This is a genomic window from Amphibacillus sediminis NBRC 103570, from assembly GCF_001552275.1.
Lineage (GTDB): Bacteria > Bacillota > Bacilli > Bacillales > Amphibacillaceae > Amphibacillus_B > Amphibacillus_B sediminis.
The window spans coordinates 223669-247426 of sequence record NZ_BCQW01000003.1; the positions used below are offsets into that span (position 1 = coordinate 223669).

Here is a 23758-nt window from a genome sequence, read left to right on the forward strand (position 1 = left end):
CATTGACAACCGTTCTGTTACAACCACGAAAATTAGACTTGTTTCATAGAAACAGGCACATGGCTCTTTTCCGCCACGTGCCTTGCTTTATAACTGATATCTGTTTCGATCGTTTGATTATCTTTTGCTAAATTACGCTTTGCTTCAGTCTCCAACTATCTCAATATACCAAAGTTGGATCAATTAACTAGTCCTTGGATCATTCGAGTTAAACATAGTCTCGTTCATTTCTTGAATTGCCGCCTTTTCTAACCGTGATACTTGTGCTTGGGAGATACCTATTTCATTGGCTACCTCCATTTGTGTCAACCCTTGAAAAAACCGTTTAGTGATAATCATCTTTTCTCGAGCATTTAAACGCTTCATTCCTTCTCTTAACGAGAGCTGGTCAAGCCAATTCTCCTCTAGATCACGTTCATCACTCACCTGATCTAATACAAAAATAGGGTCCCCGCCATCATTATAGATTGGCTCAAATAATGAAACGGGATCTTGTATCGCATCCATTGCAAAGACTATATCACTTTGTTCAATTCCTAGCTCCTTTGCAATCTCCTCAGCAGTTGGTTCTTTTAATGTTTGATTCATTAGCTTTTCTCTAACCTGTAATGCTTTATAGGCGGTATCACGTAACGAGCGCGATACACGAATGGGGTTATTATCGCGTAAGTATCTGCGTATCTCTCCAATTATCATCGGTACAGCATAGGTTGAAAATCTAACATTCTGACTCAAATCAAAGTTGTCAATTGACTTCATTAAGCCAATACAACCAACTTGGAAAAGATCATCACCGTACTCACCCCGGTTTTGAAAACGTTGAATAATGCTCAATACTAACCGAAGATTACCATTTACTAATGTTTCACGGGCAGATCGGTCACCTGCCTGCATGGCTTTAAATAGCTTACGCATTTCTTCATTTTTGAGGACAGGTAGCTTTGATGTGTCTACACCGCATATTTCTACTTTATGTCTAACCATAAGTGACCCTCCCATGTATTGAACAGCTGTACATGGAACAGTATCACCATAGGTCATTTATTTTATGCAGGTAATTATTTCCGAAACTCTATTAAGACAATGGCACAAGAAAGAAGTCTGAGACAAAAGTATAATTAGATATATGAGAGCCGAACATTAATATGACAAAGACATATACCGTTTCGACAAAACACTTCGCTTTTACTTACCTGCACAAAGGAGACATCTTCATAAATTCAGTGTCTCCCTAGCACTTACCAGCACAAAGGAGACATCTTCATAAATTCAGTGTCTCCCTAGCCGTGTGCACGGCTTTAGCTAACTGTGTGAAGAAAGGCACTTCACACAGTGGATCTTCAGCTCGTGCTTTCCCACAGGAGTCTTCGTATTTTGTCTCCACTATGCTAAATGTTCGGATTCTCATGCTATCTATTTCGTTTTGTCCCAGCCTCTTTCTCGCAATTCTTACGGTACGTGGTTGGTTTATTGTGCAATCAACTAACTTATCTATGGCTTTGATAAATAAAGTAAGGTAAGAGTACAAACAACGAATGAAGATACTATGTCACTTTTTAGTGCGTTTCTAAAATCCACACCGAATTTGTCCATGTGGGGATTCAAATCATTTTCTCAAATTCCTTCTGTAAGCGGCGGATAATCTTCTTTTCAAGTCGTGAAATATAAGATTGAGATATACCTAGTAAATCAGCTACATCCTTTTGAGTCATTTCCTCATCGCCGACTAAGCCAAAACGTAATTCCATAATCTGCTTTTCTCTTCCAGATAAGCGCTCGAGTGCTTTTTTTAATAACTTTTTATCTACAGATGCTTCTAAATCCTTTTCAATTATATCGTCATCTGTACCTAAAATATCTGACAATAACAGCTCATTTCCATCCCAATCAATGTTAAGTGGCTCATCAAATGAAACCTCTGATTTTAATTTATTTGTTTTCCTTAAATACATTAATATTTCATTTTCGATACAACGAGAAGCGTAGGTGGCTAATTTGATCTTTTTTTCTAAATTAAATGTATTAATCGCCTTTATCAGTCCAATTGTTCCTATACTGATCAGATCCTCGATATTTATCCCGGTATTTTCAAATTTTCGAGCAATATAGACAACTAGCCGAAGATTCCTTTCAATTAGCATCGCTTTAGCTGCCTTATCACCAGTAGGTAACTTAATTAATAATTGGTACTCTTCTTCCTTCGTTAATGGTGGTGGTAAGGCTTCACTCCCACCTATGTAATAAATTTCTTTTGGTTTAATACCCAATTTCATTTTGACTCTTAAATAGATTAGTCTCAGTTGGAGAAGAAACTTTTTCAAAATCTAACACTCCTCATATATGATATTTATACTTTGGATTTAGTTTTACTGATTTTCTTTGATGAATCGGTTAATTCTATAACAAGACAAAAAATGATACACAGTAAAATAAATAGCACATGATAAGATTTTTATAACTATGCTATCCAATTCCTCGCTCAAGGAATCAATTCATCTAACCATTTATCTTTACAGACTATAAACCAAGGTGGCTTTCCTTATATAAATAAGAAGCAAGGGCGTATTCTTTGCTAAATTTAATTACCCTAATTCATATAAGGTTTATGAAACAAATGTTTGTTTCTTGAATAGCTCTGGATTTAATAAACAATGGTAAAGTTGATCAGTTGTAAAATAACTAAATTTCAATCCAACCAGAATCCTTTTGAAATGTAAAACTTCACCATTGCACTCAAGTGAAATGAAATTGGCTCTAAAGGCAACTAAAATACTTGGTGACGAGTCTATGCCTCGAAAGGGAATCAAATGAATATTCTTCGAGATGTCTGCTGGCACACCATTAAGATCATAGGTTTGCTCAAGCGTTTTCAATGCATCGATCGTAGACTGCTCGAACAGTTGTTCAATAGCATATAAATCGATTAAAACAACTGGGTCTCCTGAAATAGGATCAGTAAGGTGGTTAGCACTATCAAGATAACCGTTAACTTTAATGGTTTTATCAGCCAAGTTAATAATGGTTTGATAGGTTTGATCACTACGATAATTTGTTAAAGCTTGCTTGTCCATTGTTTTCCTGGTGAAGAACCAACAGATTGGGAAACCAATTATGACGAAAAGCCAACTAATTGGTGTACCATAGCCCGTTGATTGGGTCATAAAAGCAGTACCTGACCAGTGATAAGGCTGTTGTAATAAATAATGGAGACCAAATAATGCCCCACCAATGGCAAATGTGACAAAATAAAAGACAAAGAATGTCTTGATAAATAAGGTGATAGACTTGAAACCAAAAGCAATCAAAAGAATGAGGCAAGAATATAACAGTTTACCTAGTGGTGTTAGAATAAAATGGCCTGGTGCATAAACAGTAATGAAGACAATTAGTGATGCAAAAAGTGCTGCAGCAATCAAAGACCAGCCTCTTGTTTTTGATTTAACAAGATGACCTGTCATCTGGATGATCATGAAATCAATACATATATTTAAAATCCATATGACGTCTAAGTAGATGGTCATCATTGGTTACCTCTCTCAACCTAATTAAAGATAGTATACGGGGATAATAAAGCAAAGTCTGTCAGAGTTTGACTGTGAAATAACCCTTTTTTTAAGAGAAAATTAGAGCTTGTGTCACTTGTACTAAGATTCATCAAAGCAAAGCTCCTTTAGCCACGTTTTTAAGGAAATGTCGTGATTTCGCGTTCTCTCTCTTACTATCGCCGTTAGAAAGTAAGCTTGAACTCGCTATTATGTTACACAAATAAAAAAGCATGAGTTTAGGGGACCAAACTCATGCTTTTTTATTTTTTTAAAATATTTAAAGCCATAATTTAAATTTTAGCAACTGCTTAGTAAAAGCTATCGGCGTCGATTGCGATTTCTTAAGAAAGTTGGGATATCTAATGTATCCTCTTCTTCTTTAAAAGAAGATTGATCGGTAGCTTCTTGCTCTCTACGTCCACTTTCTTGGGCATTACTTGGTTTATTGGCTGGTCTTTGTCTTCCTTGACCTGTATTAACTTTCGAATCATCAAAACCTGTTGCTATCACTGTTACGACAATTTCCTCTTTTAAGTCTTCATTAATAACAGAGCCAAAGATAACATTAACTTCTTGATCAGCTGCTGACGTGACAATATCCGCAGCTTCCTGTACTTCATATAGGCTTAAATTATTTCCACCAGTAATATTCATTAAAACGCCTCGGGCACCATCAATCGATGTTTCTAATAATGGAGAAGAAATAGCCTTTTTAGCTGCTTCTGTCGCGCGGTTTTCACCAGTTGCCATTCCGATTCCCATCAGGGCAGAGCCCTTATCAGACATAATTGTTTTAACATCAGCAAAGTCAACGTTGATTAAACCTGGAGTAGCGATAAGATCAGAAATGCCTGAGACACCTTGACGTAGAATGTTATCTGCCTCTCTAAATGCTTCAAGCATTGGCGTATTCTTATCAATAATTTCTAAGAGACGGTCATTCGGGATAATGATTAATGTGTCTACACTAGCCTTTAACCCATCTATACCTGTAACAGCTTGTGTAGAACGCTTGCGGCCTTCAAAAGTAAATGGGCGTGTCACGACTCCTACTGTTAAGGCACCAATTTCCTTTGCTACTTGAGCAATAACAGGAGCAGCTCCTGTTCCAGTGCCACCACCCATACCAGCTGTTACAAAAATCATATCTGCACCTTTTAAGACTTCTTCTAACTGCTCTTTACTTTCTTCTGCAGCCTTACGTCCAATTTCAGGATTTGCGCCAGCTCCAAGACCTCGCGTTAATTTGGTTCCTAATTGAATTTTTACTTCAGCCTTTGATAGATTTAGGGCTTGTGCATCAGTATTTACCGCAATAAATTCGACACCTTGGACACCATGTTCAATCATACGATTGACAGCATTGTTACCTCCGCCCCCAACTCCGATTACTTTTATATTCGCTAGTTGGTCTAATTCAGTATCAAACTCTAACATGTAAGTTCCTCCTATAATGACAAGATTACACACGTCATGATGCTAACGATCCGACGGATGATCTAATCCTATAATTAATCGAAAAAGTATTTAAATAAATTTGCCACACCTGATTCTTTTTTCTTTTTCGGCGGCGTATGTACTTCGCGTTGAGTCTTAGGTTTGCTTGCTTTTTTCTTTTTTGGGGCTGGTTGATCAAAGCTTTCCATTTGAGTAACTGCCTCTTCTAATTGTTTGCCTTGGATTTTGGCATTACGGTAGGAAAACTTTAATATGCCTACACCTGAGGTGAATTGAGGCTCACGTACACCAATGTAATCCGGAATGGCTACACGAACATTGGCATGATATAAATCTTGAGCTAATTCTAAAGCACCAGGCATGCGCATACACCCACCTGTTAAAACAAAGCCACCTGGTAATTCAGAATAACCCATTTTTTTGATTTCCCTTGCAGCATATGAATAGATCTCCTCAAGCCTTGCCTCTATAATATCGGCCAAATCAAGCTGATTGTAAGTGTAATGCTGGTCACTGCCGATGGCTGTTACTTGAAAAGTCTCCCCCTCTTGTGCATCAGGGTAAAAACCATGACCATGCTTTAACTTAATCGTTTCTGCCTCTTCTGAACTTGTTTTTAACCCAATCGAAATATCCTTGGTGATGTTATCGCCACCCAATGGAACTACACGTGTAGCAATCAATTGATCATTCTCAAATACAGAAATAGTGGTACAACCACCACCAACATCGACTAACGCAACACCTAGCTCACGTTCGTCACTTGACAACGCAATTGACCCAGTAGCAAGCGGCTGTAAACATATGTCAGTCACCTCTAAATTAGCACGTTCAACACATTTTAAAATGTTATGTAACATGGTTCTTGAGCATGTAATAATGGTCCCTTCCATCTCAAGTCTTACACCAATCATACCTCTTGGGTCATTAATTTCGTCAAGTCCATCTACAATAAATTGCTTAGGGATCACATCAATGATTTCTCGCTCTGGCGGAATTGAAATGACTTGGGCTGCGTCAATCACCCGCTTAACATCCTCATCGCCTATTTCGCGATCTTCACTCGCCACAGCTACAATTCCTTGGCAAGGTTGAAGCTGAACATGATTACCATTAATACCTACTATAACACGATCAATCTTCATATCTACCATACGTTCAGCCTGTTCAATAGCTGCTCTGATAGATTGGACAGTCTGATCAATATCAATAATGGCCCCTTTTTTCATTCCTTTTGAATGTGCGGTTCCGACACCAATTATATTTAGCGTGTCAGGCAAAACCTCTCCAATAATCACTTTAATTTTTGATGTACCTATATCTAGGCTAACTAGTATTTCATTGCTCAATAGTAAGGCACCTCCCAATCTAAGGCATCAAATTATGTTAGACAGATGTTAACATGATTAGATAAAAATTGCTAATGTTTAAATCTATTATTTTAAAAAACTTTATACCTGTCTATTATATCACTTAATTGCAATCCAATTAATACTATATAGACAATTTATTAAAATTCCAGTATTTACATTATTCGCTTTTCAGTTAACTTTTTCCTTTTATAACTCTTCGTTTTTTTCGTTTTTCGTGATAAAGGGCTAAAATAGAGCGTCTGATTACAGCAATATTTTGGAACATACGTAATCCAAATGCCAAAATGGCTGCTAAGTATAGATCTACCCCTAATTGATCACCGATAAACGTTAAAATGACAGCTAAGGTAATGTTAAAGAAAAATCCTGAAATAAAAATACGATCTTCAAACACATGTGTAAAATGGGCTTTAATTCCCCCTAACAATGTATCAATTGCAGCTAAGATAGCAATCGACAAATAACTGGAATAGTACTCGGGAATCGTTATATTCGTTAAGAAACCTAATGCTATCCCTATCATTAAAAATAAGATTGGTAACCACATGACTATTCACCTTCTTTTTCATCATCACTTATTGTGACATAATCTAAATTAATTTCACCATCAAAGGCTGGAATTTCAACATGATCTTGAACAGTGAGATCAAAAAGAATGTGATGCATAGCGAATTCGTCTCGTGATTGACTGACTTCCAAATAATTCAACATCCGCTTTGGGTTTGCAGATTTCACTTTGATTTCAAGGGGAAGGCTTGCTAAGGGACGTTGATTCACATAAATTTTATTACCAACATAGCGAATGGCAGAAATGTTTATAATGCGTTCATTTCCAATCGCAATCGCCTCCGCTCCAAAAGCATTTAGTTCATTAATCAATCGACTTAATAATTCTGGTGATAGAGTAGCTATGGCATTCTCATCATGCGCAAGCTGAGGATCTGGAATTAATTGAATGATAATACCCGCAACTTCCAGATCAGTCAAGCCAGCTTTTTCTTCAAGTAGTTGGATAGAATCATGCAAGGCATCTATTTGTTCTTGTTCTGAAGTCGTCAAATATTGTGTTTTAATTGAATCTAGTTCCTTTATTTCGTTTTGTAAGCTGTATTGTCGATCTTGTTCAGTCTGTAATTGTGATCTAATTTCCCACATATCACGTCCATCTCGTACTTCACTAACATGATTAGACCTAAATTGAATAACAATTAGGTAACTAATTATGCCCAGTACAATTGAGAAAAGCAGACGTCTTTTTATCGTCAATTTAGCACTTTTCAACCTATTCTTGCCCCCATCTTAATCACTTGTCTTTTTCCAAGTTCAACTTCTATGTGCTCATTAACCAATAAGTCAACAACCCCATTTGAAAGCTCCAAGCTTTCCTTCATAATTTCTTGGTTTCCAATTGCTTCGATTACGAATGGAGCAGGATATTGTGTACCATCTATTGAAATGACAGGTCCTATACAAACGACATGACTATCTGAGAAAATACGTTGTCCATTAATCGCAATCGCTTCGGCACCTGCACTATATAACTCATTAATCACAAGCTGGACGTGACGGTCGTGAACAATATAATCGTTTATATTTTCTTCAGATGGAACAAAGTTGTTGTCCTTTAAGGTAATATAAATACCTGGACCTTGAATGGGTAGTTCACCCGTTAGCGCTTGAAGGCTAGTTTTTTTCTCTACGGCTGAACCGATTGTATCGACCTGATTGGCAATCTCAGCTTCCAGTTGTAAAATATCTTGCCTTATTGAATCAAGTTCCTGTTGTAAACGGTAATTATTGTCCTCGAATTGAATTAGCTGCTGTCGATAATAGAATGCTTTTTCCCACTCTTGATCACTGGCTTGTTCTCCTAATAAAGCTTTCGTATGCTGGTAGCTGACTGCAATTAAAAAGCCAAATGTGAACAGGACAAGGGATAGAATTGTGTGCTTACCTTTCAATTTCATCATTTCATTCATCCCCATCAGTGAGTTGATCTTGGTCCTTTTTTTGCTCATTCTCGGAAGTATAAGCATTAAACACAGCGCCACCTACATCTATATCAATGACACCTTTTTGTTTTGGATCCAGTTGGCTGACGATAGAGGGGTAATTACTCATGCTTTGATTAAGTCCCCTAATACTCGTTCTCACTTCAAATCCATCGGTCATAAAAAGTCGAAGGGTAAAAGGATTAGCATCTGTCGGTGTCCAATGGATTTCTGAGATATGATTGGCTACAGTTTGAGGCAGTTCTTTGAGTTGTTCTGTCAGCATAATAAGATAGTCTTCCTCATTAAAGCCAAATAATAAAGGAGCATCTCCCTGCCACTCTGTAATACGAACTGAATCAAGCTTATTGCCATTTTCCAGTAATGGATAAAAAAACTCTCCTTCATTGAGATAGGCTACTTTATCTAATTCTATGATAGCTATTTCAATCGAGTTAGGGAGTACGCGTTTAACCTTTGCCTGTTTAATTTCAGCATGCTGCTCGATTTTATTTTCAATATCGGCTACCCGAAATCCCCAAATATTATCCTGTTCGGTTAAACCGCTATAGTCTATAATTTGCTGCTCACTAATATACTCTTGACCACTGACGCTAATGCCACGGACATAGCTCAATGGTGATTGCAAATACACAACAATAGAGATCAATACAAAGAATAAGGATAAATAAAAAACAAGCCGTCTATTTGTCTTTTTTCGACGTGCCTCTTTAAGCTTTGGAATTCGATCCTCTATTGAAACTACTTTGTGATCCTCCATCCGCTATCTTCCTTTGATTTCAGTAATCTATCACTGATACTTTTAACTTATAAATGTGATTATCTAGAGTATAGCATAAATTATTGAAAAAAAACGAACCTTTTCATGAGTAAATAGGTTGAATTTTGTCGAATTTCAATACTATCTTTCGTACTATATCAAAGGATTATCATTAGGCTATAGTGACATATCAAGGAGGTCAAGTAATGATTGAATCTGGATAATAGCTGTGACCACTTATTAGGATAAGACAGTTTTCTCGATTAGATGACAGACTACTTTATCTAAATTTGCATTTTTAAGTAACCAAAGTGAGTTTTAGTGTTTCAAGTTATCGTGTATATTGGCTGCAAGATTCCCACTTCAAGAAATTAGGAGTATGGGGATATTTAAACAAAACAACGGTTAACGCTTATGATACTAATTGCCAGAATAGTTCAAGAATATTCTGTTATAATTTTAGTAATTTAGCATTGAAATAGATAGGAGCGATTAGAAGATGTAGCATATGCTTTTATTGATAAAGAGGTTGAGGAAAAAATCTTGATGGTTAAAAACAAGGGTGGAGGTTGGTCACTTCCTGGTTGCGCAGTGGAACAAGGAGAACATTAGAGCAAGCAGTTATTCGAGGGTTAAGAAAGAAACAAATTTAACAATTGAAGCAGGTGAAATTGCAGTTGTAAATGAAGCATTGTTTAGTGCACGGGGAACACCACGCTTTATTTATCGCAGTTTAACTGGCTGGGGCTGCGATTACTGCCCCAGCGAAGGGCTTTTGTAAGACTCCCCCTTCAAGAAATAAGGGAACAGGTCATGTCTAAGTAGGAGATTCAACAACCAGTAACGGCCCGATGGGTTCAACTAACGTTCAGTGGGGGGAGAGGAAGCTGACTAAGTTCGCGGCGTCGTGTCGCAACGTCTGCACAAGCACATCCTATGCGTTGAAACCCCTACTGAATGGATTACAAATCCAGTCATCTCGCCATATATAGAAGTGAGAGAACTCTGCTGAATGAAGTTAAATAAATGCGTTTGATTACTGGTTTGTTTCAGCCCATTCTAATGAGGACTAATAGTGACAATGCCGACTAATATTTAACACAATTCCCATAGCAGCTAATGTAATTGTTAGGGAAGAGCCTCCATAGCTTAAAAACGGTAAGGTGATTCCTGTTACAGGAATTAGTCCAATGACAACACTTATATTAATCGCAACCTGAAGACTGATCATACCAACAATACCAAATGCGACTAAAGCTCCGAATTTATCTGGAGCATTCATGCCGATATAGGCACCTCGCCAAAGTAGATAAAGAAATACACATAATAAAATTGAAGCGCCGATAAACCCTAACTCTTCAGCTAAAATGGCAAAAATAAAATCGTTGTGTGGTTCTGGCAAGTAGAAATATTTCTGCAAGCTATGACCATAGCCTAGCCCTAATAGGCCGCCTGGGCCAATTGCATATAAGGATTGAATAATTTGAAATCCATTTCCAAGTGGATCATCCCATGGATTTAAAAAGGCCGTAATCCGATCGATACGATAAGGAGCTGAAATGATAAGTCCAGCAAAGCCGATGATACCAACTAAACCAAGCCCAATATAATGCTTAATTTTTGCGCCACCTATGAATAACAACAATAAGCAGGATCCAACCAAAACCACACCGGTACCTAGATCTGGCTGTAACATAATTAATCCAAAACAAAATAAAATTAACAGTAGCAGTGGACCAAAGCCTTTTCTAAACGATGTTAAGTATTTTTGGCGATCGGCAATCACATCAGCTAAAAAGATGATCAGCGCTAACTTAATAAATTCAGCAGGTTGGATACTAAATGCACCCACTCCAATCCAACTTCTTGCACCACCTCGAAGTAATCCGATCCCTGGAATAAGTACAAGACCAAGTAAAATGAGTGTACTTATAAGGATAGGCTTTGAATAGATTCGCCATGTGTGATAAGGAACGAGACTCACTCCATACATAGCAAATAGTCCTAATATTGCAAATAATAATTGTCTTTTTGCAAAATAAAAGGGATCGGCAAACTTATAATCAGCCCAAATACTTGAAGCACTATAAACCATTACAACACCAATAAAGACGAGAAGGCAAATAACTATCAATAGCTTTCCATCGATACGTTGTTCGTTCTTCATGCATACACATCCTAACCATTTGACAAATTAGGCTTGTCTCTTACTTACAATGTATGCACAGTTTCAATAAACATGTCTCCCCTGTCTTCAAATGTTTTGAACTGATCCCAACTAGCACAAGCTGGAGATAATAAGATAACATCTCCGACATCAGAATTAGCATAGGCTTTTTTCAACATTTCCTCTAATGTTTGTCCTGATTGAATTAAAGGTACGTTTGCTCTACGACCGGCTTCAGCTAATTTATCTGCTGTTTGGCCATAGACAAACATTCCTTTAACATTCTTTAAAAAAGGAATGAGTGCTTCAAAATCATTACCACGATCTAACCCCCCAGCAAGTAACAGGGTCGGTTGACTAAAAGAGGATAAGGCTTTAGAGCTAGCTAATATATTCGTTGCCTTTGAATCATTGTAAAATAAACGGCCATTCTTCTCTGTGACATATTGCAGTCTATGCTTTACCCCTGTAAACGTACTTAATGTTTGCTGAATTCCATCTATTGATGCTCCTAGCAAAAGCGCAGCCGATACACTAGCTAAAATATTTTCTCTGTTATGTTCACCAACTAAACGAATATCTCGAAGTGCCATAACCTTTTCATTTCTGAAGTATATTGCATCATGATCCGCCCACGCCCCACTTGGGCAAGGCTGTTTAGTGCTAAATGGTATTAGCGTAGCGGACGCTGACTTGATCAATTCACTGACACGAGCATCATCACGATTATAAATAAGAAAATCCTCTGTGCTTTGATTCGCAAAAATCCGTGCTTTAGCTAGCTGATAGTCGTTAAAGCTACCATGATAATCGATATGTGCTTCAAATAAATTTAGTAAAACCGCAACGCGAGGTTTAAATTTCTCAATCCCCATAAGCTGGAATGAGGATAATTCAAGTACTAACTTTTGCGATCGATCCATTTTTTCTGCAACCTCAAGTGCAACTCGCCCAATATTTCCTGCAACCTCAGCGGGTTGCTGGCTATGTTGTAGCATTAGGTGAAGCAAAGTTGTGGTTGTTGTTTTACCGTTTGAACCAGTAACTGCAGCAATTTGGTTATTTGGGAAATAATTCAGACATTCGATCTCTGTCCAAATTGGCAGCCCTTTAGCCTGTGCTGCTTTAACCATAACATTATGATATGGTATACCGGGATTTTTAATAACTAGCTCTACTTTATCCAATAATGATGTCGGATGATCACCAAGAACACAATGAACACCATTTGCTTTAAGTTCAAGTACGTTAGCATCAAGTTCAGAAGCTTTTAAGTCATTCGCTATCACATCAATCCCATTACGTCTTAGCACATGACATGTAGCCGTACCACTTTTAGCTAATCCGAGCACTAAAACACGACGATAAGGAAAGTCTACTAATTTATTCATTAAATCCACACCTCTAGATATAATCCGAGTATTGCTAATACAAAACCTACCAGCCAAAAAGTCATCACCACGCGCCATTCTGACCACCCTTTTAGCTCATAATGGTGATGGAGAGGGCTCATCAAAAACACGCGTTTGCCTCTTGTTTTATAAGATACAACTTGAATCATCACAGACAAAGTCTCTAAGACAAAGACACCACCAATAATAACAAGCAGAATTTCAGCCTGTAATAGGATAGCTACTGCTGCCAGCGAACCACCTAATGCTAATGATCCTGTATCGCCCATAAATACTTTAGCAGGATGAGCATTAAACATTAGAAAGCCCAACAATGCTCCAACTACTGCTAAGGAAAAGATCGCAGTCTCCAAATGAATCGAGACCGACCAAGCAAGAATAGCCAATGCTCCAAAGGCAATCACAGCTGTACCTGACACGAGTCCATCTAGTCCATCCGTAAGATTAACAGCATTGGAAGTACCTACAATCATTAAAATGACGAGTATAGGATACAAGAAACCAAGCTCTATCTCGATAGATGTGCCAGGAATAGCTAAGGCAGTAGATATTTCCCCAGTTCTTAAAATCAAATAGAATACTATCGCAATTACTAATTGGCCAAATAGCTTCTGCTTTGAAGTCAACCCTAGATTACGCTTTAATACGACCTTAATAAAATCATCAATAAAGCCTAATAATCCGTAGCCAATTAAAACAAGTAAAATCAATAGCAAATCAGTAGATAGCGGTTGATCTACCAGACGATGATACATCATTAGTGTTGTAATCACAATACTCAAAATAATCATAATTCCCCCCATTGTGGGAGTACCTGTTTTTTTCATATGTGATTGAGGTCCTTCTTCACGAATACTTTGGCCGAATTTTAATCTTCTTAATAACGGAATAAAGATTGGCGAAGCCAGTACTGTAATTAGAAATGCTATACCGATTGTCATAAGTAAAAAAATTTCATTCATCCATCTTTCCTCCTAAACTTGCAAGCTACCAGTCACTTATGTTAGTTTATATCAAATGCGCCTTGGCGTATTTTCGCCCAGATTTACCGAGCTTTGCTCAATAAATTTATGCTGGAAATCTGTGATATCCGCTAGGGCTTTAACTTTATTCAGCCAGGGTTTGAATCCCCACTGAATGGTATAGAAATAGGCATTCATCTCACCACTTCGCGAAGTGGGTGACTTTTGCTGAATGAAGTTAAACTTATTCTGCTAATGCCGCAATAAAGCGTTCGAACTTCATACCTCGTGATGCTTTAAATAGTAAGATCGTTTGTTTAGCTAATAATGAGTGTAAATATTCAATAAGTTGATCGTGATGTTCAAAATGTTTAGCTTGGATTGGTGCATACTGACTAATATACTTTGCCAATTCACCGTAAGTACAAACTAAATCGATTGAGGCTGGAATCGCTGCACCTACTTCTCTGTGAAACGCTTCTGCATGCTTACCTAATTCAAACATATCTCCAAGAACAAGTATTTTTCGTTGATAACCCTTCAATTGGCTAAATACTTCGATAGCTCCATGCATGGAAGTGGGAGAAGCATTATAGGCATCATTTATCAGGATAGATCCATGTTGACCTTGAATTTTTTCAAAACGCATCCCAGTAGTCTCAATCATTTGTAATCCATTTGCTATTTGATTAAGGGTTAAGTTAAGTTGCTGACCTATAACAATTGCATAGCTTGCATTCTTAGCATGATGTTTACCTAGTAAAGGAACAGCGAAACGTTTTGCTATTCCTTTTATCGTAAAGGAGGTTTGAGCCATTTCAATTTCGACTTGATCAATGGTTACTTGATTAGAATCTGAGTAACCTACCGAAACCGTTTGACACTCAAAAGCTTTTGTCAGTAATGGTTCATCACCATCATAAATTAATAATCCATTCTCTGACAATCCATTTATAATTTCTAACTTTGCTTGGGCAATCCCTTCTCGCGAACCTAAGTGCTCAATATGCGATTCACCAATATTGGTAATAATCGCAATGTCCGGATTAGCCAACTGTGTTAATAGATCAATTTCATTAAAATGATTCATCCCCATTTCTAAGATCAAAACTTCAGTATCCAACTCCATCGATAAGATCGTTAGCGGAACGCCAAGATGATTATTTAAATTCCCTTTTGTAAAATGTGTTCGCCACTTTTGTTTACAAACAGCTGTAACCAAATCTTTTGTCGTGGTTTTTCCGTTAGAGCCTGTAATAGCTATGACCTTAGGATTTACCAATTTCCGATATGCCTTTGCTAGCTGCTGCAACGCAAGTAATGTATCCTCAACTAAAAAAAGCGGAAAAGATCTATCCATGGTATCTGGAATCGGTTGCTGCTTTTGCCAGAGTGCAGCAACTGCACCTTGAGCTTTAGCTTGCAAAATATAGTCATGGCCATCAAAACGTTCTCCTTTTATCGGGACAAAAAGAGCTCCATTCATCGCTAACCGTGTATCTGTACTAACGCCCGTGAGGTTTAAATCTTCGGTTGGTTTAGCTGTCACCTCTGGAAATAGCTCTGCTAAAAAAGCAAATGATAACACCTTTATTCTCCTCTCTCTTTCACCCAGCTCACTTACTTATTCGATATTGCTTGTTCAGCAACCTTGTAATCATCAAATTCGACCGTCTCATTTCCAATAATTTGATAGGTTTCATGTCCTTTACCCGCGATCAAAATAATATCTTCAGCTTGTGCCATTTGTATAGCTTGCTCGATAGCTTTAGCGCGATCAACTTCAATATGATAGCGAGTGGATTGCATGCCTTTTTCCATGTCAGCAATAATTGCGATTGGGTCTTCAGATCTGGGATTATCTGATGTCAAAATCGTGTAATCCGCGTATTTGTCACCAATACCCGCCATTAATGGTCGTTTTGTCCGATCTCGATCCCCACCACAGCCAACAACTAGAAAAACCTTCTGTTTAGCAAAACCTTTAATTGTAGAAAGTACATTTTCTAATGAGTCTGGGGTATGAGCATAATCAATAATGACACCAAAGTCATGATCGCCTTTAACTGCTTCAAATCGCCCTCTTACACCCCGTGTCTGTTCAAGTGTAGCTTGAATCTTGTCTAGTGGAACACCAGCAAGTAAAGCTGCTGTTGCGGCAGCCAGAATATTGTATACATTAAACGTACCCATTAATGTGGTTAGAATATCTACTTGGCCTTTAAAGGAATTTAATCGGAATGCTGTCCCGTTTGCTGAAAGTTTTATATCAGTAGCATAGACATCTGCATCATTTGTTAAACCATATGTAATAACAGGTTGACTCGTTGCATGAGCAAAAACCTCACTATATGGATCATCTTTGTTTATGACGGCATATTTATTGGCTTTCTTCTCATAGCGATTACCTAATTGGTAAAATAAGCGCGTCTTTGCTTTTATATAGTCCTCCATTGTCTCGTGATAGTCTAAATGATCTTGCGAAATATTTGTAAAAATCGCAATATCAAAATCACACCCATTGACACGTCCTAAATCAAGAGCGTGGGAAGAAACCTCCATCATACAATGGTCAACCCCAACACTGACCATCTGATGAAAAGCTTGATGAAGATAAGATGGCTCTGGAGTCGTATTGGCAGTGGGATAGACCTGATCAGCGATTTTCATTTGAATCGTTCCAATAACAGCTGTTGTCCGTTGTTCTGCTCTAAACATCTCGTCTAGCAAGTAGGTAACAGAGGTCTTGCCATTCGTTCCTGTCACACCAATTAAGTGCAATTGATTAGATGGAAAATCATAAAATTGATTGACAATATAGCTAAGCGTTCGGTTTGTATCGTTGACATAAACAACCGGAATATTAAGATCTACCAGGGGATCTTCAGCTAAAATGGCTGCTGCTCCATTGTCTTGTGCTTGCTTAACATAATGATGACCGTCTACCGTATAACCTTTAATACAGACAAATAAAAAGCCAGCTTCTACTTGGCGTGAATCGACTGTGATACCTTTAATTATCGGATTCTGTTCCATTGATTCACAACGATAATTAGGGAAACCTTCTAACAATTCTTTTAATCTCTTCATACGTCATTCACCTACTTATTCTGTAATAATCCTTTTCCTAAATTTTTGTCCTTATATGCCAATGATTTTCTATTAAGATCATTAGGTAATTTAATTCTTTTAATCTTAAAAAAACTCGCATTCGCTTACCTTTTAGTGAATGTCCTCGTTTTTTTATGCTTATGACTTCCTTGCTAAAAATTTTTATCGGTTCTTAATGTGCAAAAAAGATGACACTCAAAGACGGGTTCTAGAGTGTCTTAAGGTGCTTCAACCTCTTATAAAATTAAACCATAATGATTATACCATTTTAAAGGTTATTTTAAAATTAATTATTGATAATAAAGGTAACCAATTTAAGACTTCTTTTTAATTGATGCAGCCCCAGAATGAAAACGAATAAATTCAGGTAACAAATCAACCAGCCATTCTGTCATACCATTGACATTATGGCTGGCTATAAAGTGAAACTTCGTTCAGTGGGGTTTAGACATATAGGATACGCTCGTGTAGACGTAGCGACACGATGTCACGAACTTAGTCAGCTTCCTCTCTGCCACACTGAACGTTAGTTGAACTAATCGGGCTTACTAGCTGTTGGATCTTCCACTTAGACATGACCTGTTCCCTTATTTCTTGTAGTGGGAGGCTTACAAAAGCCCTTCGATAGGGCGAGTAATCGCAGCCCCATCCAGTTACACTTCGATAGGAACTTTTTCGTTTTAGCTATTTTAACCGGAAATTATTTTGTAATTATTCACAGAGAACAAAGTTAAGATTAGAATTGGAATGGAAGTTTAACGAATCGATGATTAAAATCGCCAAATATCCCAAATTATTCAGTTTCTTCTTCAGGAGCAAATAACAGACGGATTGTTTCACCTACCGGAACTTTTGTGCCAGGTGCAGGTGCTTGTTCAATAATAAAATCCCCCTCCCCAACTGTCTCTATAGATAGCTGTGTTAAATATTGAATTAAGTCCTCTTGTTTTAATCCAATCAGATCGGGTACTTCGACTAAAGGTTGTTCAGGCCATTGATATTTTTTTTCTAATCCACCTTCTCTTTGTTCAACCCCCATCGCTCTTAAACTATCTTCAATGACATTACCGACAATGGGTGCAGCGACTACTCCTCCAAATTGAACTGTGTTTTTAGGATTATCGATAGCCATATACACAACGATCTCTGGATCATCTGCAGGAGCAAAGCCAATAAATGCAACAATATGATTATTTTCTAAATAGCGGCCATTTGCTCCTACTTTCTGTGCTGTTCCCGTTTTCCCACCTACACGGTAACCTTCAACATAGGCTCCTCGACCAGTTCCTTGGGCAACGACTGATTCCAGTGCGTATCTCACTTCCTCTGATGTCTCTTCAGAAATAACTTGTCTTTTTTCCTGAGGCTCAACCTGATCAACAACCTCATTTGTGATCGGATCAACCCAACTGCTAACAACATAAGGCTGATATAAATAGCCCCCATTAACAGCCGCTGAGACAGCCATCACCTGTTGAATTGGAGTTACAGAGACCCCTTGCCCGAATGAAGTTGTACCTAACTCGACAGGTCCTACCTGATCAAGGTCAAAGAGGATACCACTTGCTTCGCCGGCCAAATCAATCATCGTTTTTTGACCAAAGCCAAATCCATCAATATAATCGAATAAACGTTCCTTTCCTAATGCTTGACCTAATGAGACGAAACCTGGGTTACAGGAATTTTGAACAACTTCTAGATAAGTTTGCGACCCATGACCACCACGCTTCCAGCAACGAAGTTTAGCTCCACCTACTTCTATAACACCTGAATCATAATAGGTATCGTTTTCAAGGTCAACAAGTCCTTCCTCAAGTGCAGCGGCCAATGTAATAATTTTAAAGGTTGAACCGGGCTCATAAGTGCTCCAAATCGGCAAATTACGATTATAAACTGAAGCATCCACTTCTTGATAATGAGTGGGGTCAAAGGTTGGCCGAGAAGACATTGCCAATACCTCGCCTGTATTAGGATTTACTGCTATTCCCCAAGCACCATCAGGTTGATAGGTTGCCTCTGCAATATCAAGCTCTCGCTCCATTATAGCTTGTATATCTAAATCAATCGTCAATTTAAGATCTAAACCGTCTACCGGAGCCTCGTAGGTATCAGTTAAATCAGGTAATCGTCGCCCCTTAGCATCCGAGAAAAATGATAAACGACCCGCTTCACCACTGAGACGCCCATCATGGGCTAGCTCAAGTCCAGTTAAACCTTGGTTATCTATTCCACTAAAACCAAGGACATGTGCCAGCATAGAACCGTTCGGGTAATATCTTTTGGAATCCTCTGCAAGGTAAACACCAGGCAAAGCTAAAGCTTGAATCATACTCGCTTGTTCCTCTGACAGCTTCCTTCCTTCGACGAAACGAACAATATTTGCCTCACGTTCGATATAGGCTAGCATGGTCTCTACATCAATAGCTAAAATATCTGCCAGTTTCTGTGCTGTCAACTCTTTATCCTCGACTTGCCGTGGGACGAGCATAACAGTTGGTGCTGAGACATTATCAACTAACACTTCACCATTTCGGTCTAATATGCGCCCACGCTCTGCCTCAAACTTTATATCCCGACTCCATGACGTTTCAGCCTGTGCAGTTAATGACGGCCCCTTTATAAATTGTACGTATGCTAATCTTCCTACAATGATTAAGAATATTAGCAGTGCAAAAGAAAAGACAGTAACTATTCGTTTTCGGATTGTCATATGTGATACATGCTTCATGCTTAACACCTCACGAATTAAAAAGCAATAGTTGTATCTAATATATGACAAGCTTTCTTAAATAGTACACTGTCTTATAAGCATTTAAATCCTATTGTTCTGTTGAAAATTCACTTAATAGGTAACGACCTGGTTCGATTGCTTCTCCTGGTTCAATACTTTGATGAATCAGATAACCTGATCCAATAACCTCCAAATCTAGCTCAGTTAAATTTGCCAGCTCAATTACATTACGCAGGGACCAATTGGTTAAATCAGGCATCGTTGGTTCATCTGTTATCAGTAAGATATGCTGTGTTGATAAGACATCTTCTCCAGGTTCAATATTAGCATTAATAATGCGATTACCATTCCCGACAATCTTTGGCTTGAAACCCGCTTCTTCAAAATGCTGGCGTATCTCATCAATTTCCGCTTGCTCCCATTCTGGCATGGTCAATTTTTCAACTGTTTCTTCATGTTCTTTATCAGGCTGGATATTCAAATAATGAAGACTGTTCTCCATAACATGTTTAAAAATAAAAGAAACAGGTTCAGATCCTGATTGATCTTTAGTAATTTCCGGTTGTTTTACAGTGATATAGATCAATAATTGTGGGTCATCACTAGGAGCCATGCCTAAAAAAGAAAAGATATAATTTTCATGACCTTCAAGGTAACCACCAGCTGAACTTGAAATTTGAGCCGTACCTGTTTTTCCAGCCACTGAATAAGACTCTAAATTATAGATGTTTCTTCCTGTTCCATAGTCAGAAGTTATCACAGATTCCATTGCTGCTAACACTTGATTAGCCGTTTCTTTAGATACTGGCTGACCTACTACTTCTGGTTCAGTTTGTTGTACGACTTGTCCAGTATTGGGATCAGTTATTTTTTGAATAATATATGGTTTCATCATTTGACCATCATTTGCAATCGCTGTTGCTGCTTGAATTAATTGAATCGGTGTTACCGTAGTCCCTTGTCCATATGAAGCTGTTAACTGTTCTATTGGGTAACGATATAAGATCGTACCAGCTTGCTCTCGTGGTAGGTCTATCCCAGTTGTCCGGTCGAAGTGAAAGGCATTTAAATAATCTAAAAAGCGATTAACTCCTATCTTTTCCCAAACTAGTTTTGAAACGCCCACATTTGATGAACGTTGAAATCCTTCTTCAAAGCTAATTTCTCCCCAAGATTGATTATAGTCGGTAACGGGTCGATCAATTTGATCAATCTTGTAAGAACCCGAACGGAATTTCTCCTTAGGATTATAGACCCCTTCTTCAATCGCTGCAGCAAGGGTAAATATCTTCATCGTAGAGCCTGGCTCAATTGGTGTTGACACCACATCATTAAACCAGTTATCGACATCACCGATATGATTTGGATCATAGCTTGGTCGATTACTCATAGCAAGAATCTCACCTGTTTTAGGATTAACGACAGTAGCCGTTATCCGTTCAGGTTGATACTGATCTTCTACTTGGCTCATCGCATCTTCCAATATCGTCTGAATTTTCTGATCGATAGTTAAATTTACATCAAAGCCATCATGCTTTTGTTCAATAACCTCTTTTGCGTCTAATAGACGGGTATTATACGAATCACGCTGAAATGTAATTTTGCCATCATGGCCTTGCAATAAATCATCAAACTGAGCTTCAATACCAGTAATACCTGTAATTACCTGGTTATCATCCGTTTGTGCTAAGCCAATAATTTGTGAAGCAAAAATGCCATTTGGGTAATAACGTTTGGCTTCTTCAATAAAATGAATACCAGGAAGCTCTAATTCTTCAATGGCAAGCTTCTGTTCACGTGATAGCTGACTCCCTTCACGTCCAAATTCAACTTGAAACTGATCATTTTCAACCCCACGTTGAAAGATGTCTACAATCTCAGAGGTTTCCATTTCCAAAATCGGAGCTAATTGTTCAGCAGTTAACTCATGATCTGCCACATGATTGAGTCGTTTTTCCGGGTTGGGTGAATAAGCTTCACTAATAATGGCATACAGGCGGTAAACGGTGATATCTTGTGCCAGCTCCATTCCATTTCGGTCGTAAATATAACCCCTTCGAGCAGGCAGCTCAGTGTGATTTGATCTTTGGCGTTCTGCCCATTCATTCAAATTGACACCTTGTACTTCACCGGTTGCTTGTATGTAAATAAATCGCCCTGAAAGTGTGATTAACATAGCAGCAAAGAGGATGAAGAATAGATTTACCGACCATTTTGACGTCTTTTTATTTTTCACATGCCTCCCCCCTCTTTACTGTTAATTAGCGATTTGAGATGCTTGTTTAACTTTTGTATTTTGAATATTCAAGCCATGCTTTTTAGCAATTTCCAAAATGCGCTCAGGATTACTGTATTCCTTTTTTTGATGCCTTAAATTTTCATTCACCGTTTGTTGCTCAGATACCTCTTGATCCAGTCTTTGTAAATCCCGATTCAGGGTATCTATATTCGCACTAAAGGCGACCATGTATATGAGAGATGCACTAACTAAAATAGCAAAAAACGATCCTAAAAGAATCTCCCCAGGCGTAATTCTCCTTACTTTTACTTTAACTAGCTTCTTAGGAAGTTGACTTGGTTCTGAACGCCTTGTCCGCGCTGGTGCCGCCGCTGTATAATACTGTCTTGCTTCGTTTGATCTCATACTTTATCCCGCCCTTCTTGATATAAAAATTGCTCATCCCATCTCTTAACTTTTTCGACAATTCTTAATTTGGCTGATCGAGCTCGGCGATTCCGCTCGAGTTCTTCTTGATTAGCTATAATAGGCTTTTTAGTAATTAATTTAAATGGTGGTTGACTGTGCTCAGGTACCATTGGTATATTCCGTGGTAATGGCGGTAACGAACTCCACTTTTTAAAAGCTTGTTTACAAATGCGATCCTCCAAAGAATGAAACGTAATGACTGCTATTCTACCTCCGATGTTAACTAATTCTGCTGCCTGATGAAGGACATCATAAAAAGCAGCTAGTTCATCGTTAACAGCAATACGGATCGCTTGAAAGATACGCTTTGCTGGGTGACCACCCGATCGCCTGGCGGCTGCCGGTATAGCCTCCTTAATCACTTCAACAAGCTCAAACGTCGTTTTAATTGGCGCTTGTGCTCGTGCAGATTCTATCTTCCTTGCAATTTGCTTTGAAAACTTTTCCTCACCAAATTTAAAGAAAATCCTAACCAACTCTTCGTAGGACCAACTGTTAACCACTTCATATGCGGACAGTGCTTGGGTTTGATCCATTCTCATATCAAGCTTTGCATCCTGCTGATAACTAAAGCCTCTTTCTTTATGGTCCAATTGAGGTGAAGAAACACCTAAGTCAAATAAAAAACCATCAATGTAATTAAAACCTTTCTCCATTAAAACCGTTTGAATATATCTAAAATTCGAGTGAACAAAGGTGATCTTATCCTGATAATTTGCAAGTCGTTGCTTAGCTGCACGTATAGCCTGCTCATCCTGATCAAATACGATTAGGTGACCGTTGGTCAGCTGTTTAACAATTTGTTCTGAATGACCACCAGCTCCTAAAGTTCCATCTACATAGATACCATTAGGATTAATTTTTAATCCCTTAATCGTTTCATCTTGCAATACACTATCATGCTCAAACATACGATCACCTTTCTTTAGAACCCTTATAAATCAATTTCCATCATATTTTCGGCGATCTCAGCAAAAGACGCCTCTGAATCATTTACATAACTATTCCAAACGTGCTCAGACCATATTTCAACTCGATTCGATACACCAATAACCGCACACTCCTTCTCTAAATCAGCATATTGCCGAAGTGGAGCAGGTAAATTGATCCGACCTTGCTTATCAATTTCACATTCAACGGCTCCTGAAAAGAAAAAACGAGTGAAGGCTCGTGCATCTTTTTTAGTTAAAGGAAGCTTTTTAATCTTCTCTTCAAGGATGCGCCATTCTGCCATAGGGTATACAAATAAACATTGATCTAAACCACGTGTTACAACAAAGCTCTCGCCTAATTCATCACGAAATTTAGCCGGTACAATCATCCGACCTTTAGCATCAATATTATGTTTGTATTCACCCATAAACATAATAATCGCCCACCTTTGATTACTAGTTTACCACATCGCTCCACTTCCCACCACACTTTTATGGATTATTGCTAGAAAAAATGGAAAATAGTACATATGTTCGCCTTATTTTTTAACAAATAGCAATTTATCGTGCTAGTATTTTGTTTTGTTT

At 38.1% G+C, this 23758-nt stretch carries 19 protein-coding genes; all 19 read right to left on the reverse strand.

Annotated elements, in window-relative coordinates; genetic code table 11:
• Positions 1–183: 183 nt before the first annotated feature.
• The 19 genes from sigG to mraZ all read right to left on the reverse strand — a co-directional run bounded on the left by sigG (position 184) and on the right by mraZ (position 23604).
• Positions 184–984, reverse strand: coding sequence for an RNA polymerase sporulation sigma factor SigG (sigG, locus tag ASE01S_RS04185; protein WP_067838802.1), 801 nt, complete (start codon positions 982–984; stop codon positions 184–186).
• A gap of 617 nt (positions 985–1601) precedes the next feature.
• Complete coding sequence (sigE, locus tag ASE01S_RS04190) at positions 1602–2321, reverse strand: RNA polymerase sporulation sigma factor SigE (protein ID WP_067838805.1); 720 nt, start codon at positions 2319–2321, stop codon at positions 1602–1604.
• A 282-nt stretch (positions 2322–2603) separates the two neighbouring features.
• Positions 2604–3524 carry a sigma-E processing peptidase SpoIIGA gene (gene spoIIGA, locus ASE01S_RS04195; RefSeq protein ID WP_067838808.1) on the reverse strand — a complete coding sequence of 307 codons (921 nt, stop codon included), beginning with the start codon at positions 3522–3524 and terminating at the stop codon, positions 2604–2606.
• Positions 3525–3863: 339 nt separating this feature from the next.
• Positions 3864–4982: a cell division protein FtsZ gene (gene ftsZ, locus ASE01S_RS04200; protein WP_067838810.1), complete on the reverse strand. Its 1119-nt coding sequence runs from the start codon at positions 4980–4982 to the stop codon at positions 3864–3866.
• 74 nt (positions 4983–5056) lie between these two features.
• Positions 5057–6352 (reverse strand): cell division protein FtsA, encoded by a 1296-nt coding sequence (ftsA, locus tag ASE01S_RS04205; protein WP_245630317.1) that lies wholly within the window; start codon positions 6350–6352, stop codon positions 5057–5059.
• A 196-nt stretch (positions 6353–6548) separates the two neighbouring features.
• A complete protein-coding gene (locus tag ASE01S_RS04210) occupies positions 6549–6923 on the reverse strand; it encodes a small basic family protein (protein WP_067838816.1) in 375 nt (124 codons plus the stop codon).
• 2 nt (positions 6924–6925) lie between these two features.
• Positions 6926–7657, reverse strand: coding sequence for a DUF881 domain-containing protein (locus tag ASE01S_RS04215; protein ID WP_067838820.1), 732 nt, complete (start codon positions 7655–7657; stop codon positions 6926–6928).
• On the reverse strand, positions 7654–8346 hold the full coding sequence (locus ASE01S_RS04220) for a DUF881 domain-containing protein (RefSeq protein WP_067838823.1): 693 nt from the start codon (positions 8344–8346) through the stop codon (positions 7654–7656). Before ASE01S_RS04220 ends, ASE01S_RS04215 begins: the two co-directional genes overlap by 4 nt.
• A gap of 1 nt (position 8347) precedes the next feature.
• A complete protein-coding gene (locus ASE01S_RS04225) occupies positions 8348–9148 on the reverse strand; it encodes a cell division protein FtsQ/DivIB (protein ID WP_067838826.1) in 801 nt (266 codons plus the stop codon).
• Between the two features lie 1069 nt (positions 9149–10217).
• On the reverse strand, positions 10218–11315 hold the full coding sequence (spoVE, locus tag ASE01S_RS04235; RefSeq protein WP_067838832.1) for a stage V sporulation protein E: 1098 nt from the start codon (positions 11313–11315) through the stop codon (positions 10218–10220).
• Positions 11316–11359: 44 nt separating this feature from the next.
• Positions 11360–12706 carry a UDP-N-acetylmuramoyl-L-alanine--D-glutamate ligase gene (gene murD / locus ASE01S_RS04240; RefSeq protein ID WP_067838835.1) on the reverse strand — a complete coding sequence of 449 codons (1347 nt, stop codon included), beginning with the start codon at positions 12704–12706 and terminating at the stop codon, positions 11360–11362.
• Positions 12706–13689, reverse strand: coding sequence for a phospho-N-acetylmuramoyl-pentapeptide-transferase (mraY, locus tag ASE01S_RS04245; RefSeq protein ID WP_067838838.1), 984 nt, complete (start codon positions 13687–13689; stop codon positions 12706–12708). The genes murD and mraY overlap by 1 nt, the downstream gene beginning before the upstream one ends.
• A 244-nt stretch (positions 13690–13933) precedes the next feature.
• Positions 13934–15277 (reverse strand): UDP-N-acetylmuramoyl-tripeptide--D-alanyl-D-alanine ligase, encoded by a 1344-nt coding sequence (locus ASE01S_RS04250; RefSeq protein ID WP_067838841.1) that lies wholly within the window; start codon positions 15275–15277, stop codon positions 13934–13936.
• Positions 15278–15309: 32 nt separating this feature from the next.
• Positions 15310–16779: a UDP-N-acetylmuramoyl-L-alanyl-D-glutamate--2,6-diaminopimelate ligase gene (locus tag ASE01S_RS04255; RefSeq protein ID WP_067838843.1), complete on the reverse strand. Its 1470-nt coding sequence runs from the start codon at positions 16777–16779 to the stop codon at positions 15310–15312.
• Positions 16780–17593: 814 nt separating this feature from the next.
• Positions 17594–19528: a stage V sporulation protein D gene (locus ASE01S_RS04260; protein WP_067838846.1), complete on the reverse strand. Its 1935-nt coding sequence runs from the start codon at positions 19526–19528 to the stop codon at positions 17594–17596.
• Positions 19529–19619: 91 nt separating this feature from the next.
• Positions 19620–21767: a penicillin-binding transpeptidase domain-containing protein gene (locus ASE01S_RS04265; protein ID WP_067838849.1), complete on the reverse strand. Its 2148-nt coding sequence runs from the start codon at positions 21765–21767 to the stop codon at positions 19620–19622.
• 21 nt (positions 21768–21788) lie between these two features.
• A complete protein-coding gene (gene ftsL / locus ASE01S_RS04270) occupies positions 21789–22175 on the reverse strand; it encodes a cell division protein FtsL (protein ID WP_067838852.1) in 387 nt (128 codons plus the stop codon).
• Complete coding sequence (gene rsmH / locus ASE01S_RS04275) at positions 22172–23149, reverse strand: 16S rRNA (cytosine(1402)-N(4))-methyltransferase RsmH (RefSeq protein WP_067838855.1); 978 nt, start codon at positions 23147–23149, stop codon at positions 22172–22174. Before rsmH ends, ftsL begins: the two co-directional genes overlap by 4 nt.
• 23 nt (positions 23150–23172) lie before the next feature.
• Positions 23173–23604, reverse strand: a complete 432-nt coding sequence (gene mraZ / locus ASE01S_RS04280; RefSeq protein WP_067838858.1) for a division/cell wall cluster transcriptional repressor MraZ — start codon at positions 23602–23604, stop codon at positions 23173–23175.
• Positions 23605–23758: the final 154 nt, after the last annotated feature.

Coding starts and splice junctions, on each gene's coding strand:
- ASE01S_RS04255 (WP_067838843.1), bottom strand. CDS start 16,779: ATGAAGAGATTAAAAGAATTGTTAGAAGGTTTCCCTAATTATCGTTGT.
- ASE01S_RS04260 (WP_067838846.1), bottom strand. CDS start 19,528: ATGAAGCATGTATCACATATGACAATCCGAAAACGAATAGTTACTGTC.
- ASE01S_RS04210 (WP_067838816.1), bottom strand. CDS start 6,923: ATGTGGTTACCAATCTTATTTTTAATGATAGGGATAGCATTAGGTTTC.
- ftsZ (WP_067838810.1), bottom strand. CDS start 4,982: ATGTTAGAGTTTGATACTGAATTAGACCAACTAGCGAATATAAAAGTA.
- spoVE (WP_067838832.1), bottom strand. CDS start 11,315: ATGAAGAACGAACAACGTATCGATGGAAAGCTATTGATAGTTATTTGC.
- ASE01S_RS04220 (WP_067838823.1), bottom strand. CDS start 8,346: ATGATGAAATTGAAAGGTAAGCACACAATTCTATCCCTTGTCCTGTTC.
- mraY (WP_067838838.1), bottom strand. CDS start 13,689: ATGAATGAAATTTTTTTACTTATGACAATCGGTATAGCATTTCTAATT.
- spoIIGA (WP_067838808.1), bottom strand. CDS start 3,524: ATGATGACCATCTACTTAGACGTCATATGGATTTTAAATATATGTATT.
- ASE01S_RS04225 (WP_067838826.1), bottom strand. CDS start 9,148: ATGGAGGATCACAAAGTAGTTTCAATAGAGGATCGAATTCCAAAGCTT.
- murD (WP_067838835.1), bottom strand. CDS start 12,706: ATGAATAAATTAGTAGACTTTCCTTATCGTCGTGTTTTAGTGCTCGGA.
- ftsL (WP_067838852.1), bottom strand. CDS start 22,175: ATGAGATCAAACGAAGCAAGACAGTATTATACAGCGGCGGCACCAGCG.
- rsmH (WP_067838855.1), bottom strand. CDS start 23,149: ATGTTTGAGCATGATAGTGTATTGCAAGATGAAACGATTAAGGGATTA.
- mraZ (WP_067838858.1), bottom strand. CDS start 23,604: ATGTTTATGGGTGAATACAAACATAATATTGATGCTAAAGGTCGGATG.
- sigG (WP_067838802.1), bottom strand. CDS start 984: ATGGTTAGACATAAAGTAGAAATATGCGGTGTAGACACATCAAAGCTA.